The sequence below is a fragment of the Corallococcus sp. CA053C genome (assembly GCF_003611675.1).
In the GTDB taxonomy this organism is placed as follows: Bacteria; Myxococcota; Myxococcia; order Myxococcales; family Myxococcaceae; genus Corallococcus.
This window is the reverse complement of the sequence record NZ_RAWA01000217.1, coordinates 1-15,812: the sequence shown is the minus strand read 5'-3', so window position 1 is coordinate 15,812 and position 15,812 is coordinate 1. Positions and strand designations below refer to the sequence as shown.

Below are 15,812 nucleotides of genomic sequence, written 5' to 3'. Positions count from 1 at the left end.
TCCTCGGAGTCACCGCTGGAATAGGCGCGCAGCCACGAAAGTCCCAGGCCTCGGCTGGGGGCCTCCACGTCCACGGCCTGCTTCACCAGGTGGCCGTCCACCACGCTGACGCCCTTCACGAAGGTATGGCCCACCGGCACCCTGCTCATCGTCCCCACGGTGGTCGTCAGCGGCACCTCCTGGTTCACGGACGCCTGGTTGGGGTTCTCCGGCACCAGCGTGACCCGGACCGTCTCCAGTCCCACCGCTCCAGGCGGGAGCTCCACCACGGCAAAGCCCTCCTGCCCCAGGGCCATGGGAGTCCCCCCCAGCGATGAGACCTGCGTGATGCCCGTGGCATTCGCCTGCACCTGCGCGCTGGCGACCTCCGTCTCGCCCCGACGAACGACCAGCCGCCCGTTCACGAAGACCTTCATGCCGAGCGGGGCACCGTAGGCAATGGCCCCCTGTGCGTCGTCCGGCGGCGGCTGGCCAGGAACGGGCTTCTGCGCGGAGACAAAATCCCATACAGGCAGCACCCAGCGCGCTCGCAAGGGGAGCCCCGCCACGAAGAGGTCGGACTGAGGGGGACGCACGTCCACGTCCTCGGTGTCCTGCAGCACCTTCACGGCAGGCGACGAGACATAATCCTTCGCATACAGCTCGAAGCGAACCCTCCCGCCCTGCGTTCCAGCCACCAGCGGCAGGGACCTCAGAGCGGTAGACGACCCTGGCAGCACAAGGTCACCGTCCGCGTCGCGGACAAGGTTGGAGGCCAGGACGAGCACTTCGTCCCCGGGCACGTTGGGCTCAACCGTCACCCGTACATAGAGGCTGTCTGAGCTGTTGTTGGGCACCCGGAAAGCCAGGCCCGAGTCCGACGTCATCGCCTGACCGCCAGCTGGGACCAGCCCGCCGCCCTGCAACACACGAAGAGCCTGCAAGGTGGGGGCGGCCGAATATTGCCAGGAATAGAGATCGCGATTGCAACAGACCCAGACGGACTGTCCATCCGGGCGGCGCTCGTAGACCTGGCCGACGAAGTACAGGCGCTGCCAGCCTTCATTCACCAGGTATTTCGGCCGGAAGGCCACCGAAGTCTCATCGTCCAGGGACTCCGGCCCTGTCGCAAGGGGAACCGCCATGGTGAAATCAAGCTCGGTGTTGTCTTGCGCAAGCGTCCAGATACCGACCGCCACATCCTCCAGCCCCGGCTCATCACCGCGCACCGGTATCCAGCCCGGCGCACCCACCGGCCACCTTAGAATCTGCGCGACCATCACGTTGGGGCCGGTGGTCTGGTAGACCCCATTGAAGTCGCCGTTGTACGTCGTCCGGAAGGTGTACCTCGTGCTGGGAACGGTGGCCCCCACCGCGAACTGACGCGTCAGGGTCCCCACCTGGGCCATCGCGTAGTAGGTGCCAGCAGCCGTTCCCGGGATGTAGCCCGCAGCCAGCCAGCCCTCCGTGTCAGTCCACTCCTGCATCGTCTGCAGTTGCATGGGATTGGCGGGATCCAGCACCTGGGGCGTCGCGGAATCCTGGTAGCGAAAGAATCGCCCCGTGGTCGGAGACTGCGTCCACGTCACCTGCTGGTTCGCCAGGGCATTTCCGTAGCGGTCCAGCACCTTCCCCGCCAGAGGAGCAATCAGCTGCAAGCCCGCTTCGCTCGAGACGGACGTGCCCGTGGCTTGAATCTGATAGGGCACCTCCGGCAACCCCACCTCGACGAAGGGCTGATCCAGCACGAAGGACAGGGTCCCGTTCGTGGTCTCCGCCGTCACCTCGTTGTACCCCAGGCGCTGGGGGAAGTGCGTTCCCGGCCGCAGGAAGCTCAAATGGGCAATGAGGGTGTCAGGCAGCACCTGGACCGCCGCCAGCCCGTTCTCGTCCGTGAGTGCCTGCAGTTGGGCCTGGGCCTGTCCAGTTCCACCGACGGGACGGAACGACGGCTGGGATGACCCTGTGCGCTTGAAGGTCACGACCGCCCCGAGTACGGGCTCACCGGTCGCGGTCGTCACCCGCACCGCCACGGGCTGGGGAAGGGGCTGCCCGACCACGCCTTCCTGCAGGTCGGTCGCCACAACCTTCTCGATGTGGGCCACCTGCGTCACGTCCTCCACCGTGAGCCCGACCTCCGGCAGGGATAGCCTCTCTTGCAGACGCGCGATGCCTGCTTGAGGGGACTCGCCCCAGGCGATCTGCCATGCTCGGGAGAAGGTGCCCGTCGCCAGGGTTTCCAGCCCCCCTATCTGCCGCTCCAGCTCCAGCAGCCTTTGCGCCCGGACCGCCTCGTCCTTGAGCTGGAGCTTCTTAAGCAGCCCCACGGCCCGCCGCAGCTTTTCAAGGGATTGCTCAAGGGTCGCCTTCTCCGCGTCACCAGCCCAGGGCGCATGCCAGAGGAAGCGCTCCCACCAGGCTGGCTTGGGACCTAGAATCGCGTGGGCCTTCGCCAACGTTTCAGTCAGCTGCGACTGGTCAATGTCCCGCTTCGCCTCCCATGCGGCGCGCGCCTCCTCAAAGGCTTGCGTCCGGTCGACCGTTACGACCGCAGCCCGCCGTTGCGGCTGGTTGCACATTTCCTCCGCCGCGGACTTCTCCTGGACCGCCCACCTGCTCTGCCATTCCGACACGCCGCCTTCGGCTCTTGCCACCAACGCCACGCACAACGCCAGCAGCAGCACCACTCGGCTCAACTGCATCGGAATTCCCCTCACGCTCTTCACCCCAATCCTGCTGGGCTCAGTACCCGCCCATCCCCACAGCCGTCAATTCTAATTCCTTGCTTCTTTTCAAGCGGACTGAGAGTCCCCTTCGTCCCTCCCGCACGGCGACGCTTTCGAATGGGGCCGGCGCGTTTCGGAGAGGCGCGTCGCCCTCCTCATGCGGCAGGAGGGTCTGGCGGCACGCAGAAGACGCCCTTTCGACTGCAAGGATGTGGTGCAGCGATACAGCCCTCAGCTTCAACCCATCGAAAGGCTGTGGCGGCCCTGCGCCAACGGGCCACGTACAACCTTCTCTTCGACGAGATGACCGGGTTGCAACCGGTCCAGCCGCGAGCGCAGGCCGACGTTCGCGGACGGCAGGCCGCCGCCGTGGATGCGCTGCGCCGCGCGCCACAGGAGCTGGCCACGCGCATGCTGCTGGACGCGCTGGACACGGAGCAGGACCGCGCGATGCTGGCGGTCGCGGCCCAGCACCTGGAGGGCGGCACACCCGTCTTCCGGATGCTCCAGGCCCTCTCCGTGCGGCCGGACCTGCAGGGCTCCACGCGGGCGCGGGTGCTGTCGTTGATGGCCCAGGTGGGGGCACAGCTGGGCGGGTGACGCGCGGGAGGGACGGTTCGCGTGGCGCCGGCGTGCGACCTGAAGCTCCTGAGTGATGCGTAGCGCCTGGCACCCCACTGGAGACAGAACGCCCGATGAAGCGGGCTCCGCCGTGCAACGCCAGACACGGTGAGGAGGCCGCCTCCGTCCGCGCTCAGCCCTGCGCCGTGGGACGGACAATCACCTCGCTGACGTCCACGTCGGCGGGTTGTTCGATGGCGAAGGCGATGGCGCGGGCGATGGCCTCCGGGGCGATGGCGAGCTTCTCCCGGGCTGCTTCGAATTGGGCCCGGACCTCCGGGTTCTTCGCGTGCTCGGGGAAGTTCGTCCGGATGAGTCCCGGCGAGATGAGGGTCACGCGCAGCTTGTCACCGGCTTCCTGGCGCAAGCCTTCGGAGACGGCTCGCACGGCGGACTTCGTTCCGGCGTAGACCGCCTGGTTCGGAACGATGCGATGCGCCGCGGTCGAAGCGGTGTTGATGAAGTGCCCGGAGCCCTGCTTGCGAAAGACAGGCAGGGCTTCGGCGATGCCATACAGAACGCCCTTGAGGTTGGTGTCGATCATCTCCTCCCAGTCATCGACGCGCAGGTCGTCGAAGGGGGAGACGGCCATGGTGCCCGCGTTGTTGATGAGGACATCCAGCCGGCCAAACCGCTCACAGGCCAGGCGGACGAGCCCGGCGACGTCTTCGCGCCGTCTCACGTCGGTCCGGACATGGGCGGCGTCCCCGCCCGCCTTCGTGATGCGCGCCGCCACGGGCTCCAGCCGCTCCAGCCTGCGCGCGCCGAGGACGACCTTCGCGCCGCGCTCGGCGAGCAGGAGCGCCGCCGCCTCCCCAATGCCGCTGCTCGCGCCGGTGATGGCAATGACCTTGTCCTTGATGCCTGACATGACGCCTTCCTGCCCGGGTGAAAGAGAGATGACCGGGACACCCGGCGAAGGTCTACCCGCGCGGACGCTCCCCGGGCTTGGGCGTTGTTGTCATGCCGGGCACCGTCAACTTCGCCCAAGCCACGCGGGAGGCTCCCGGTAGAATCAGGCCGTGACTGATCCAGTGCGCTCCCTCTCCGATGGCCCGCTGTCCATCCGGACGTTCCTCCTGCCGGAGCTGCCGGGCGTCCAGGTGGTGCGCTTCAAGACGGACGGTCGGTTGTGGCGCTCGGTGAAGGAGCGCTTCTCCGTGACGCTGACGCAGGTGGGCCGCTCGGAGTGGTGGGGCCGAGGCAAGGTCCGCTCCACCACGCCCCGGACGGTCGACCTCAAGCAGGGGGGCGAGGTGCACCGCGACCTGCGCCGCGACGGCCCCGCCCGGTTCCAGTCGGTCGCCTTCGACGAGTCACTCGTCGCGGAGGCCCGCGAGGCCCTGGGCGTCCCGGCCTCCGCCCGGCTTCGACAGCTCCAACTCGAGCGGGAGCAGCCCACGGCGGCCGCCTTCGTGCGGCTCCACGCCCTGCTGGATGAGGGCCTGGAGGGACGCGCCAATACCCTGGAGCTCCAGACCGCGTTGACCGAAGCCCTCGCCGCGCTGGTGGGATGCCTGGGGCATACGGACGCGTTGGAGCAGCGCCGCCGTGGGCCCGTCCGACAAGTGGTCGAGGCGCTGCACGAGGCCCTTCCCGAGGGCATCACGCTGGAGGCGCTGGCCCGGCAGGTGGGGTGGGATCGGTTCCACCTGTGCCGTGCCTTCCGGGAGGAGCTGGGCATGCCTCCCTACGCGTACCTCACCCACCTGCGCGTCTCGCGGGCACGGCGGCTGCTGTCCCAGGGACTGAGGCCATCGGAGGTCGCGCTCCAGGTCGGCTTCTACGACCAGAGTCAGCTCAACCGCCACTTCAAGCGCATCATCGGAGTCACACCGGGCCAGTTCGCACGAGCCGTGCAGTGAGGCGCGCGTCGTAGAGGTCGCGGCGCAGGAGCCCCCCCAGTGAGCGCTCATGGCGCTCTCCCGATAGAATGGCTCCCCATGAGCAACACTGATCTCAAGGCGAGCCCATCGTCCCAGCAGAAGGCCGCCCCTGACGACCCCGAGTATCACGGCTTTCTGGGCCGCCTCCAGGCGGGCTTCGAGGAGCATGTCGCCCACCAGCAGCTGTTCACCACGGATGCCACCGGTCTCTGGGAGGCCTACCTCGCCTCCCTCCCCGAGGAGACACGTCAGGCCAACACCTGCGGCCACTGCCGCACGTTCGTCGAGCGCTTCGGCCATCTGGTGACCCTTGACGACACGGGCCGGCCGCGCAGCCCCTTCTGGCGGGAGCACCTGGCGTCCGCTGAGAACTCCGCCGCCGTGCAGCGGCTGCGTGGAATGGTCGAGAAGGCTCACGTCAATGGTGTCTTCCTGTCGTCCGTTCCTGTCTGGGGCACCCCGATGTCAGGCGGCTGGAAGCACCTGGCCGTGCGCGTTCCCAAGGACAGCCTCTTCCAGCCGCGCCTCCTCAATGCCAGACAGAAGATGGCCGAGCATCTGGAGCACCACCGTTGCCTGAACGTGGCGCTCGACGAGTTCAAGCCGAGCCTCCTGGAACAGGCCCGGGTCGTCCTCCAGGCCGATGCACTCACGCGCTCCGAGAAGTTCATCGGCGGGGTCGAGTGGCTCATCGCCCGGCAGCGCGAGCGCAAGCAGCCCCATGGCGGCAATCTCCTCTGGAAGGCGGTGGCCTCCGCCCCGGCGGGCTTCTGCACGCCACGCAGCTCGATGGTTGGGACCCTCCTGGAGGACCTCGCGGCGGGCCTCCCCTTCGAGACGGTCAAGAAGAAGTTCGACGACAAGATGCACCCGCTCCAGTACCAGCGCCCGCAGGCGGCCCCGGCCGCCGGGAACATCAAGCAGGCCGAAGAGGCCATTGCCAGACTGGGGCTCGCGCCCGCGTTGGAGCGCCGGTTCGCCACGCTCGCGGAGGTGCAGCTCACCTGGAGCCCCAGGACGGACAAGCCCCCGAAGGCGGGGAGTGTCTTCGGGCATCTCCAGCCCAAGGAGGCGGGTCGCGTCACCGACCTCCAGCTGCCTGACAAGACCCTGACCTGGATCAAGTTCCGCGACACCGTCCTGCCTTCGGCGGAGAAGCTGGAGTTGTTGGTTCCCACCAGCAGCTCGGCGTTCTCGGCCCTGGTGACGGCCGTCCATCCCGACGCGCCGCCCCTCATCCAATGGGACGCGTTGGAGCAGCGCAACCCGGTCACCTGGTACTTCTACGTCAACCCCACCCCTGCAAGCAGTTGGGGCCTGTCGCCGGGCTACGTGGAGGTCCTCGGCCTGACGATGAAGCCCAACACCTGGTTTGGCGATCGCTTCGCGCACCACGGCCTGGGCGTCTTCTTCATCCTGAAGGGCGCGCGCGACAGCCGCAATGACAGCGCGATGTTGTTTCCCGAGTTCCTGCGCAGCGACCTGCATGGGGTTCGCGCGACCATCGAGGCGTTCTCACGCAGTCGCAAGCTGGGGGTTCCCGAAGGGGAGCCGCTCGCGAACGGCCTCATGCTCACCGCCTCCGCGAGTACATCCTCCTGGAACACGGTCGTTCGCGTGACGACCCAGGGGGCCGTCGCGACCTATACGCTGGATCGCTGGGATTGAGGCTCCGCGTCAGTACAGCTCCGCGCTGGCGAGGTAGGGGGCGGCGGTGCCATTCTCGCCGCCCACCACGAGCACCTTGCCGTTGTTCAGCAAGGTCGCCGTGAGGTGACGGCGGACCACCGCGAGCGGGCCGGTGGCGGACCACGTATGGGTGGCCGGGTCATACACCTCGGCCGTGGCGAACTCACCGCTGCTCCCAGTCCCACCCACCAGGGGGAGCGCAGGGTGGCGAGGCCTGGGGTTCGGGGCCGCAGCGCGCGACGGAGTCGCGGCCAGGGGTAGGTGGCGCATGGGGCTCACGCTTTTTCAGTGTGTGGAGGCATTGAGTTAGAGCAGCCCTTGAAACAATTTTTCGAGAGACCCGGATCGCAGGGGGCACGGACGTGCTACCCCAGGCCCATGGACCGCCCCCGCAAACCCGCCGACGCCCAAAAGGGGCCGACGCCCGCCGCCGCGACCTTCACGTTCCCGCCCGACGCCGCGTTCACCTGGCATTCGGAGAGTGACGAGCCCGCGCCCACGCGCCTGTCGCCCGTGGATGATCGGCTCCGCGCCGACACCGCGCTCCAGCGCGTCCGCCGGGGCGATTTCCTCCGCTACACCGGCGACTTCCATAACGCGAAGCAGCTGCTCGGCGCGTTGGGCCGGCGGCTCGAACGGCCCTGGCAGGCCCGCTCGCCGCTGGAGGCGTTCCGGGCCGAGCGCCGCGCGCGGCAGTTGGAGCATGCGACGCTGTCGCGCATCGTCGTCGCGCTCGACCGGAGCTACCGCCTGGAGCTCGCGCGCGCACCGGACGTCTCCGAAGCGTGCCGGCAGGTGTGGGGCGAGCCCACGACGGACTTCACCGTGGTGCCGCTCAAGCAACTGCTCGGCATGCTCGGGGCCGCGGAGTGGCGGCGCAAGGGCCTGGCCGTCCCGGGGCTGAAGGGCCTGCTGCATCCGCACTACGGCGTCTACCTGCCCACGCGCACCGACTACGTGGAGTTGCTGGCGGCCGTGCCGGACGTCAAAGGCAAGCGCGTGTTCGACGTGGGCACCGGCACCGGCGTACTCTCCTTCCTCCTCCTGCAGCGCGGCGCGGCGTCCGCGCAGGCCACGGATTGCGATTCCCGCGCGGTGGCGTGCGCAAGGGAGAACGCGGAGCGACTCGGCCTCGCGCAGCGCTTCCAGGTGGCGGAGGCGGACCTGTTTCCGGAAGGCAAGGCGGACCTCGTCGTCTGCAACCCACCGTGGATCCCCGAGCCGCCCAAGAACCGGGTGGACCGCGCGGTGTTCGACGAGGACAGCCAGTTCCTGCGGCGCTTCCTCGAAGGGCTCCCCGCCGCGCTCAACCCGGAAGGAGAGGGATTGCTCATCCTGTCGGACCTCGCGGTGCTGCTGGGCCTGCGTCCGCCCGGGTGGCTCGACGAGCAGTTCGCGCGCTGCGGCCTGACGGTGGCGTGGCGGAAGTCCACCCCGGCGCGGCACGCCAAGGCGAAGGACAAGGCGGACCCGCTGCACGCCGCGCGCTCCCGGGAGGTCACCACCCTCTACGGCCTCGTGCCAGGCACCCGATAGCCGGGGCCGGCCCACGGGCCTATGGAACATCCTCAGCCCAGCCGTAAGGATTTGAAGCCGTGCGAAGACTTCTTGCGACAAGATCAGCGCCATGGCGCGAACGGCTTCTACGAGACCTTCTCGCCAGCCTGCTGCTCCTCTTGGGTGCAGGTGGGTGCGCACATGGCCCGCGTATCCCAGTGTGAAATCCCTGGGCTGAAGCCTGTGTACTTCGAGTAAGCGTTCACGGGGGGCTCGCCTGAGGGGTCAGTGAGGCAGCGAACGGTGGGCCTCACCACGCTCGACGTGGGCCGGGGGCGGATTAGAAATACTGGGACGTGGCCACGCCCGACCCGAGAGATGCGCGTATCGCGGAGCTGGAGCGACTGCTGAGCGCGGCGCTCGCGCGAATCGAGCAGCAGGAGGTTCGCATTGCGCAGCAGGAGGCCCGCATTGCGGAGCTGGAGGCGCGGTTGCGGAGCACCTCGCGGAATTCCTCGAAGCCTCCTTCCTCGGACCCGCCCGGTACGCCGCCCAGGAAGCCGGAGCCGACGGGGCGTAGGCCCGGAGGCCAACCCGGACACAAGGGCCGCAAGCGCGAGCTGATGCCGCCGGACAAGGTGACGCAGGTGGTCGCGGTGCCCGCACCGGAGCGTTGCACGGGCTGCACCGGGCCCCTGTTGCGACTGGAGAGCACGCCTCCGGCACGAATCCACCAGGTGGTGGAGTTGCCGCGCATCGTGCCCGAGGTGAGGCAGTACGAGTTGCATGCGGGCTGGTGCGCCGACTGTAACGCCTGGCGCTGCGCACCGCTGCCGGTGGGAGTGCCCGAGGGCAACTTCGGTCCGCGCCTGACGGGCTTCATCGCCCTTTGCACCGGGCGCTTCCGCCTGTCCAAGCGGCGGGTGCAGGAGTTGCTGGAGGACGTGCTGGGCGTGGAGTTGGCACTCGGCAGCGTCAGCAACCTCGAGCAGGCGGTGAGCAACGCTCTGGCGGCGCCGGAAGACGAGGCGCGCGCGTACGTGCAGACGCAACCGGCCGTCCATCAGGATGAAACCGGGTGGTGGCAAAAACATGCCAGGGCCTGGCTGTGGGTGGCCAGCACCGCGACCGTGGCGGTCTTCCTCATCGTCAAGAGTCGCGGCAAGGCCGTCGCCCAGACGATGCTGGGCCAGGACTTTCGGGGCACGCTCATCTCCGACAGGTGGTGTGCCTACAACTGGGTGCACGCCCTCAAGCGGCAGATCTGCTGGGCGCATCTGGTGCGCGAGTTCGAGGGCTTCATCGAGCGCGGCGGGGAGGCGAAACGGCTGGGAGAGTTGCTGCTGGCCGAAGCCTTCGTCCTCTTCGAGTGGTGGCACCTGGCGCGCGATGGGCTCCTGAAGCGCGCCACCTTCCAGCGGAAGATGCGCCCTCTCATGCGCGAGGTGGAGCGACTCCTGACGGAGGCCGCGGAGGTGTGCCCGAAGCCGGTGGCCGGCACCGCCAGGGAAATCCTCAAGCTCAAGGACGCGCTCTGGACGTTTGTCTATACCGAGGGCGTCGAGCCCACCAACAACCTCGCCGAGAGGGACCTGCGCCATGCAGTCATCTGGCGCAAAACAAGCTTTGGCACCCAGAGCGAGGACGGCAGCCGCTTCGTCGAGCGCATCCTCACGGCCGTGATGAGCCTCAGGAAGCAGGAGCGCAACATGCTCGACTCTCTCACGGCGTCCCTCGAAGCCCATCTCCACGGCACTCCCGCGCCCTCGCTGCTGCCCGGCACATAATCTCAGCTCACGCTCGCGGCCGTCGGCCCCCGTGAACGCTTACCCCCGAAGCAGGTCGAGTTCGATGCCGTCGGCCGCCGAAAACTGGTGGCCGCGTTCGACGCGGAGCACATCTCGTCGGATGGGGCCTGGCGCTGCTGCATCGCACCGACGGTCGGTTCGGGCTGATGCGGAAGTTCGCGGCCTGCTTTCGCGACCTTCGCGCTCCGGAGCTGGTGCACCACACGGTGGAGGAGCTCGTCCGGCAGCGCGTGTTCGGCATCGCCTGCGGTTACGAGGACCTGGTGGACCACGCGGCGCTTCGGGAGGACCCGCTGCTGGCGGTGGTGGTGGGCAAGGCGGACCCGGCCCAGAAGCTGGCCAGTCCCAGCACGCTCAACCGACTGGAGTTGACGCCGGCGGATGCGACGGCCGAGGCGCGCTACCGCAAGGTCGTCTACGACGGGCAGGCCATCGAAAATTTCTTCGTCGACGCCTTCCTGGACGCGCACCCCCAGCCCCTGCGCGAGGTGGTGCTGGACCTGGATGCCACTGACGACCCCATCCACGGCACCCAGGAGGGCCGCTTCTTCCACGGCTACTACGGCAACTATTGCTACCTGCCGCTCTACATCTTCGCGGGCGACTTCCTGCTGGGCGCGAAGCTGCGCACCTCCGGCATCGACGCGGCCGCGGGCGCGCTTCAGGAGGTGCAGCGGCTGGTGGCCCGCATCCGCGAGCGCTGGCCCGACACCCGGCTGGTGCTGCGCGCCGACTCGGGCTTCGCCAGAGATGACCTCATGGCCTGGTGCGAGGACCACCGCGTCGACTACGTCTTCGGCCTGGCCCGCAACAAGCGGCTGGAGGAAATGATTGCGGCGGACCTGGCACTGGTGCGCGCGGTGTCGCTGGAGGAACGTGACGGCGCGCCGACGCGGGCCTACCGCGAGCTGCGCTACCAGACACGCGACTCCTGGACGCGGGAGCGGCGCGTGGTGGCCAAGGCGAAGTGGCTGGGCGACAAGCACAACCCACGCTTCGTCGTCACGTCCTTCCGCGAGGAGGCGCACCCGGCGCAGGCCCTCTACGAGGAGCTCTACTGCGCCCGAGGCGACATGGAGAACCGCATCAAGGAACAGCAGCTGGGCCTCTTCGCCGACCGGACCAGCGCCCATACGCTTCGCGCCAACCAACTGCGGCTCTGGTTCTCGTCTGTCGCCTACGTGCTCCTCAACCTGCTGCGGCACTTCGGCCTGAAGGGCACGGAACTCGAGCGCGCGCAGGCGGGAACCATTCGACTGAAGCTGCTGAAGGTGGCCGCCATCGTCCGGGTCAGCGTCCGCCGCGTCGTCCTGTCCCTGAGCGCCGCCGCTCCGGTGAAAGACCTCTTCGCGCGCATCGCGGAACAGCTGCGCACCGTCCCCGCCCCCTCCTGACGCCCGCTGCTCTTTGACAACCTCGCGCAGGCCTGACTCCGGCGGGAGAGGGCCGAGCTTTGCCCGTTGCCGAAACCAGAACCGACGCGAGGCAATGCGCGAGGCCACCAGCAGGCTCCGCTGCGACACCAGCCCTCTGTCCGCGCCCGGTGTGACCGATCCGGGCTAGCCGCCGGCGAGGGGGATCGTCAACCTCCACATGTCGTTGAGCAGCACCGGCGCGAACTCCGCGGTCGCTCCTCCGAAGATGTAGAGCTCGTAGGCCGTGGCGGTCTTGCGGGAGAAGTAGAACTGGCCGAACCTCGGCGCCGGCGCGGGCCCCGTCATTGCGGTGTCCACGCGCGTCCAGGTCCCGGTGTGGAGATCGAAGTACCAGACATCGGACAGAGTGGTCCCGTCGAACTGGCTGCCTCCGAAGAGCCAGATGCGGTCGTTGTGCTCATCGGCGATCAGCTTTGCGTTGTCGCGGTGGCCCGGTCCGTCGGCCTCGTCGAAGACGATCTGATCCCAGGTCTTGGTGTGGACGTCGAACATCCAGAGGTCGCCGAGGAAGTTCTCAGGCGAGAACACACCGGTCCCGTTCACGGCGTCGTTCGTGTAACCGCCGTAGACGAGCAGCGCGTTCCAGCCCTCGGCGTAGACGAGCGGATGATGGGCACGAGCGCGCGGGGCGGTCGAGCCGGTCGAGACCTGCTTCCAACCGTTCTTGTAGCGGACCAGGTCGTGCTGGAGGCCATCAGGACGGTTGATGAAGGCCGGAAGCGTCGACGACGAGCCCGAGAAGGCGTACGCGACGGTCTTGTGCGTCTCCTTATCGCGCACGGCGGCCGCCTCCGTGGAGCGGTTGGCGCGCCCGATTTCGGCCGCGCTCTGCGCGATCTGCGTCCACCCGTGCACCGGATCGAACCGGAACGTGTCCTGGTGCGTGAGGTCGAGCCCGCGCCGGAAAGGACCTCTCCCGCCGGAGACGATCAGCGCGTCGTCCTCGGAGACGCACCACATCATCGACTCGGCCCTCGCGGACGGCCCGCCCGGGTACTGGCTGAGGTCGTACCAGGTCAGCGTGTCGACGTCGAAGGCGCTGAAGTCGGCCACGGGCTCGTCGTTCGGGTAGGTCCCGTTCAGCCCGCCGAAGATGTAGAAGAGGCCCTGGTCATAGGCGCTCGAACCGTCCCAGAGGGGGGCGGGGATGGCGCCGCCCTGCGGAATCTCGGTCCAGTAGGGCAAGCTCGATTGGGCGGCGCTCGCGCGGATTCCGGCGAACGAGAGCGAGAGCGAAGCGGCGAAAACGATCCGAAGGTGAAGCCTGCGTGTCATTCGGGTGACCTCCTTGGTTCAATCAATGTTGTACCCACGTGGGCTCGTACAGCCCCGCGGCGGCGTCGTCGAGGAGGCCGGAGACCCCTCGCTGCAGACACGTTAATCGGTCGCCGCGTGAAAGATAGTCCGTCGCGGCGCGGCCCGCGCTGAAACACCTCGCTTACGCCCCGCGCCTGAGCGGCACTCTGCCGGGGTATACAGAAACGGCAGACCCCTGTGCAGAAACTACTTCGACATCCCCGGCGAGGTGGGGTCCGATGAGTGAGCTGACACAAGAAGCGCTGGTCCAGATTGCTCACCAGCACTATCCCACGGGCTTCCCTGTAGAGAAGGACGACTACAGCTAACCTCTCCTGGCCCACCAGCGCACGCCCGAACACCAGCGGTGGCGCATGGCCTGGGAAAGAGCCTTGGAGTGGGAGGCGTGGCGAGCCCTGATAAGGGAATTACCCCGCGCCTTCCCAAGCGACGCGGTGGGTGTTGGCACGCAGCCCTTCGGCTCGGCCTGTCTGCGTTGCTTCATCTATCGCAAGGAATCCATGCCGGAAGAGGAGACCTTCGTCACGCGCGTCGCCGCTGCCGTCAGCGTCCTGGCTCCTCTCTATCTCATCTACGTCACCACGCAGGTGTGGCATGCCACCTCTACCTCTTACGTCCGGCACTCTGATGCCAGGATTGAGGGAGAGGCAGCGGAGAAGGGGGGCATCGCCTCTACCGCTCTTCCCGCCCCCGACTTGCCTTCGAATTTCCGAACTCGGTCAAGGCTGAGGCTGACAGCCTCGCGCGCCTCGTCGAGCGGGAGCTTGGCTGCCGTCCCTTCCCCTTGTCGCTGGCGCAGGTTCCCCTGCCCGATATTCGAGTCGGCTTCTTCAATGGAGAACGGCCACCGACCTTGCTCGAGGCTCTCTTCTCCGACCATCTTGAAAACCTTCCGTAGGCACGGGCAGTCCTATCGTAAACCGGGACAAGCCCCTGCGGAGGAAGGCCAGGGCGGGCACACCGCCCCGGCCTGTCCGCACTACCAGCAGGCGAAGTGGATGTTGTCGTAGCGGACCGACGCGGTGCTGAAGACCAGGGTGCGCATGTCCCCCTGGACGAAGCCGCTCTCGCCGCAGGCGCAGGTCGCCCCCGTGCCCGTGCAGTTCGTCCAGCCCGTCGACACCCCGCCCGAGTCCACGCGGTACTCGGCGTTGAAGACCGCCTTGTTCTGGGCCGTGAACCAGGTCTTGTAGGCGCCACACTCGTTGTACTTCTGGCACTGCTCGTTGATGGCGAAGTCGAAGGAGCTGGCGAGCGCGGGGATCTGGTCCACGTCGTTCTTCAGCGCGATGCCCAGACACAGGGAATGGGCGGTGTCGGCCAGCCAGCGGTTGTAGTCCAGCTGGTTCGTCGCCGTGAGGCCCCAACAGGCCTGGTCGGTGCAACTGATGCTGTCGTCGTGCGAGTAGCCGTCGATGTTGTCCGGCTCCACCGCGTCGCAGCCCTTGCTCTTCGCCAACTGCATGCGGGACGTCATCACCGTCCGCACCGCCGGCTTGCGGTGGTCCAACCACCACTCACAGCCGCCACCGCTCACACACCAGTCCCCCAGGATGTGGACGGACTGGGCGCAGTTCTCCCCGGGGCTGCACCAGGTGTCCTGCGGGAACTGGCTGACGTCGCTCCGCCAGTCCTCGTACGTGCCGGCGCTGAAGTAGCAGACCACCTTCTTGCCGGCGGTCTTGTACTCCTGGATCTTCGCGCTCGACGTGTTGAAGAGGTCGACGACGTAGACCTGGGCGTTGAGGTTCGTGGGCAGGGCGTCGTGCTCCAGGTCCCACATCCAGGTGGTGCCCTTGGGGAAGGTCGCCGGGGTGCAGGCCGAGCCCTGGCCACAGACGTTCGGGGTGCCGCCACCGCCGCACGTCTCCGGGCTCAGGCAGCTGCCGCAGCTTGCCACCGTGCGCGCCTGGCCGCAGTTGTCGGTGCCGCTCACCTGACCGCAGGTCGCGCCCAGCCGCGTGCAGAAGGCCGCGTTGGTTTCCGCCGTGCACGTCGTGGGGATGTCCCAGGACACCTGGAGGCGGAGGCTGTCGAGCTGCGCCGCGTCCGTCCCCGCGCCCTTGACGAGGCGCGCGCGGATGTCACCGGTGCTCGAGACGAAGTTCGAGGCCGTCTCGGTGCTCGGGAGGTTGAGCGTCAGCGCCGGGGTCCACACCCATTCGCCGCGCCCCTGCGAGCTGGCGATGTTGACCCAGCTCGAGGTCGTGAACCGGTAGAGCTGCCACTGGTAGTAGGACGTGGCGGCCGCGGGCCCCTGGTACTTCGTCAACAGTTGGAGCTGCGTGATTTGCGCGGGGGTGGGTGTGGCCTGGGTGACGCTGGAGAGCGTGAAGGTCAGGTAGCCCGTGGAGGACGGGCTGAACTCGATGTACTGCGCATAGCAATCCGCGTACGCGCCGACCGTGCAGTTGGAGCTGTTCGCCTTGAGCACGGTCATGCCGCCGCTCTTGCCGGACGCATCCGTGTTCGCCGTCGTGCTCGCGGAGGTGAAGTCGATGACCTGCGTGCCGGACAGGGCCTGCTGTTGGACACCCGGCTCTCGCGCCTCCTCCACCTCCAATGACATGCATCCCGACACCAGCAAGGCCAGACACGGGGACAGCCAGGCACTCCATCTCGACATCATTCCTCCAGGGTAGTGTCGCGGCTATCACATGGGGAAAGCCCAGGCGCAACGCCGGAGTCTCCACTGCCTGAAGGCTGTACTTCTCCGACGACAGCAGAAGCGGGAGCCGGCGCGCATGCATTGGCTGACAGCAACCCGGGGCCCGGGGGACGGATGGCCGGGGGACGCCGAGGGCCCAGCTTCCCGCCTCCCCGACACTCCCCACCCAAGGGACGCTTCCATGC

General features: G+C 67.8%; 9 protein-coding genes and 2 pseudogenes. 6 read left to right on the top strand and 5 right to left on the bottom strand.

Annotation, left to right across the window (positions count from 1 at the left end):
• Positions 1–2,663, bottom strand: a pseudogene (locus D7V97_RS25700) (RHS repeat protein); the annotation flags it as partial.
• 297 nt (positions 2,664–2,960) lie between these two features.
• On the opposite strand from D7V97_RS25700, the gene D7V97_RS25695 reads away from it, so the two are divergent.
• A complete protein-coding gene (locus D7V97_RS25695; RefSeq protein WP_120613279.1) occupies positions 2,961–3,305 on the top strand; it encodes a hypothetical protein in 345 nt (114 codons plus the stop codon).
• A gap of 154 nt (positions 3,306–3,459) precedes the next feature.
• Here D7V97_RS25695 and D7V97_RS25690 read toward each other — a convergent pair whose 3' ends face one another.
• Entirely contained in the window at positions 3,460–4,197 is a 738-nt protein-coding gene (locus tag D7V97_RS25690; protein ID WP_120613278.1) for an SDR family oxidoreductase, read from the bottom strand.
• Between the two features lie 151 nt (positions 4,198–4,348).
• Between D7V97_RS25690 and D7V97_RS25685 the strand changes: the two genes are divergently transcribed.
• Together D7V97_RS25685 and D7V97_RS25680 are read left to right on the top strand one after the other, a co-directional pair.
• A complete protein-coding gene (locus D7V97_RS25685) occupies positions 4,349–5,191 on the top strand; it encodes an AraC family transcriptional regulator (protein WP_120613277.1) in 843 nt (280 codons plus the stop codon).
• 78 nt (positions 5,192–5,269) lie between these two features.
• Entirely contained in the window at positions 5,270–6,880 is a 1,611-nt protein-coding gene (locus tag D7V97_RS25680) for a hypothetical protein (protein WP_120613276.1), read from the top strand.
• A 9-nt stretch (positions 6,881–6,889) separates the two neighbouring features.
• Here D7V97_RS25680 and D7V97_RS25675 read toward each other — a convergent pair whose 3' ends face one another.
• Positions 6,890–7,090: a kelch repeat-containing protein gene (locus D7V97_RS25675; protein WP_233583201.1), complete on the bottom strand. Its 201-nt coding sequence runs from the start codon at positions 7,088–7,090 to the stop codon at positions 6,890–6,892.
• Positions 7,091–7,279: 189 nt separating this feature from the next.
• On the opposite strand from D7V97_RS25675, the gene D7V97_RS25670 reads away from it, so the two are divergent.
• The 3 genes and pseudogenes from D7V97_RS25670 to D7V97_RS25660 all read left to right on the top strand — a co-directional run bounded on the left by D7V97_RS25670 (position 7,280) and on the right by D7V97_RS25660 (position 11,600).
• Entirely contained in the window at positions 7,280–8,437 is a 1,158-nt protein-coding gene (locus tag D7V97_RS25670; RefSeq protein WP_120613274.1) for a class I SAM-dependent methyltransferase, read from the top strand.
• A gap of 317 nt (positions 8,438–8,754) precedes the next feature.
• The gene (locus tag D7V97_RS25665; RefSeq protein WP_120613273.1) at positions 8,755–10,185 is read left to right on the top strand and encodes an IS66 family transposase; all 1,431 of its coding nucleotides are present in this window, start codon (positions 8,755–8,757) and stop codon (positions 10,183–10,185) included.
• An 84-nt stretch (positions 10,186–10,269) separates the two neighbouring features.
• A pseudogene (locus D7V97_RS25660) lies at positions 10,270–11,600 on the top strand (IS1380 family transposase).
• Between the two features lie 165 nt (positions 11,601–11,765).
• Here D7V97_RS25660 and D7V97_RS25655 read toward each other — a convergent pair.
• Together D7V97_RS25655 and D7V97_RS25650 are read right to left on the bottom strand one after the other, a co-directional pair.
• Positions 11,766–12,917 (bottom strand): kelch repeat-containing protein, encoded by a 1,152-nt coding sequence (locus D7V97_RS25655; RefSeq protein WP_120613272.1) that lies wholly within the window; start codon positions 12,915–12,917, stop codon positions 11,766–11,768.
• 1,021 nt (positions 12,918–13,938) lie between these two features.
• Positions 13,939–15,528, bottom strand: coding sequence for an endo alpha-1,4 polygalactosaminidase (locus tag D7V97_RS25650; RefSeq protein ID WP_158623459.1), 1,590 nt, complete (start codon positions 15,526–15,528; stop codon positions 13,939–13,941).
• Positions 15,529–15,812 lie beyond the last annotated feature (284 nt).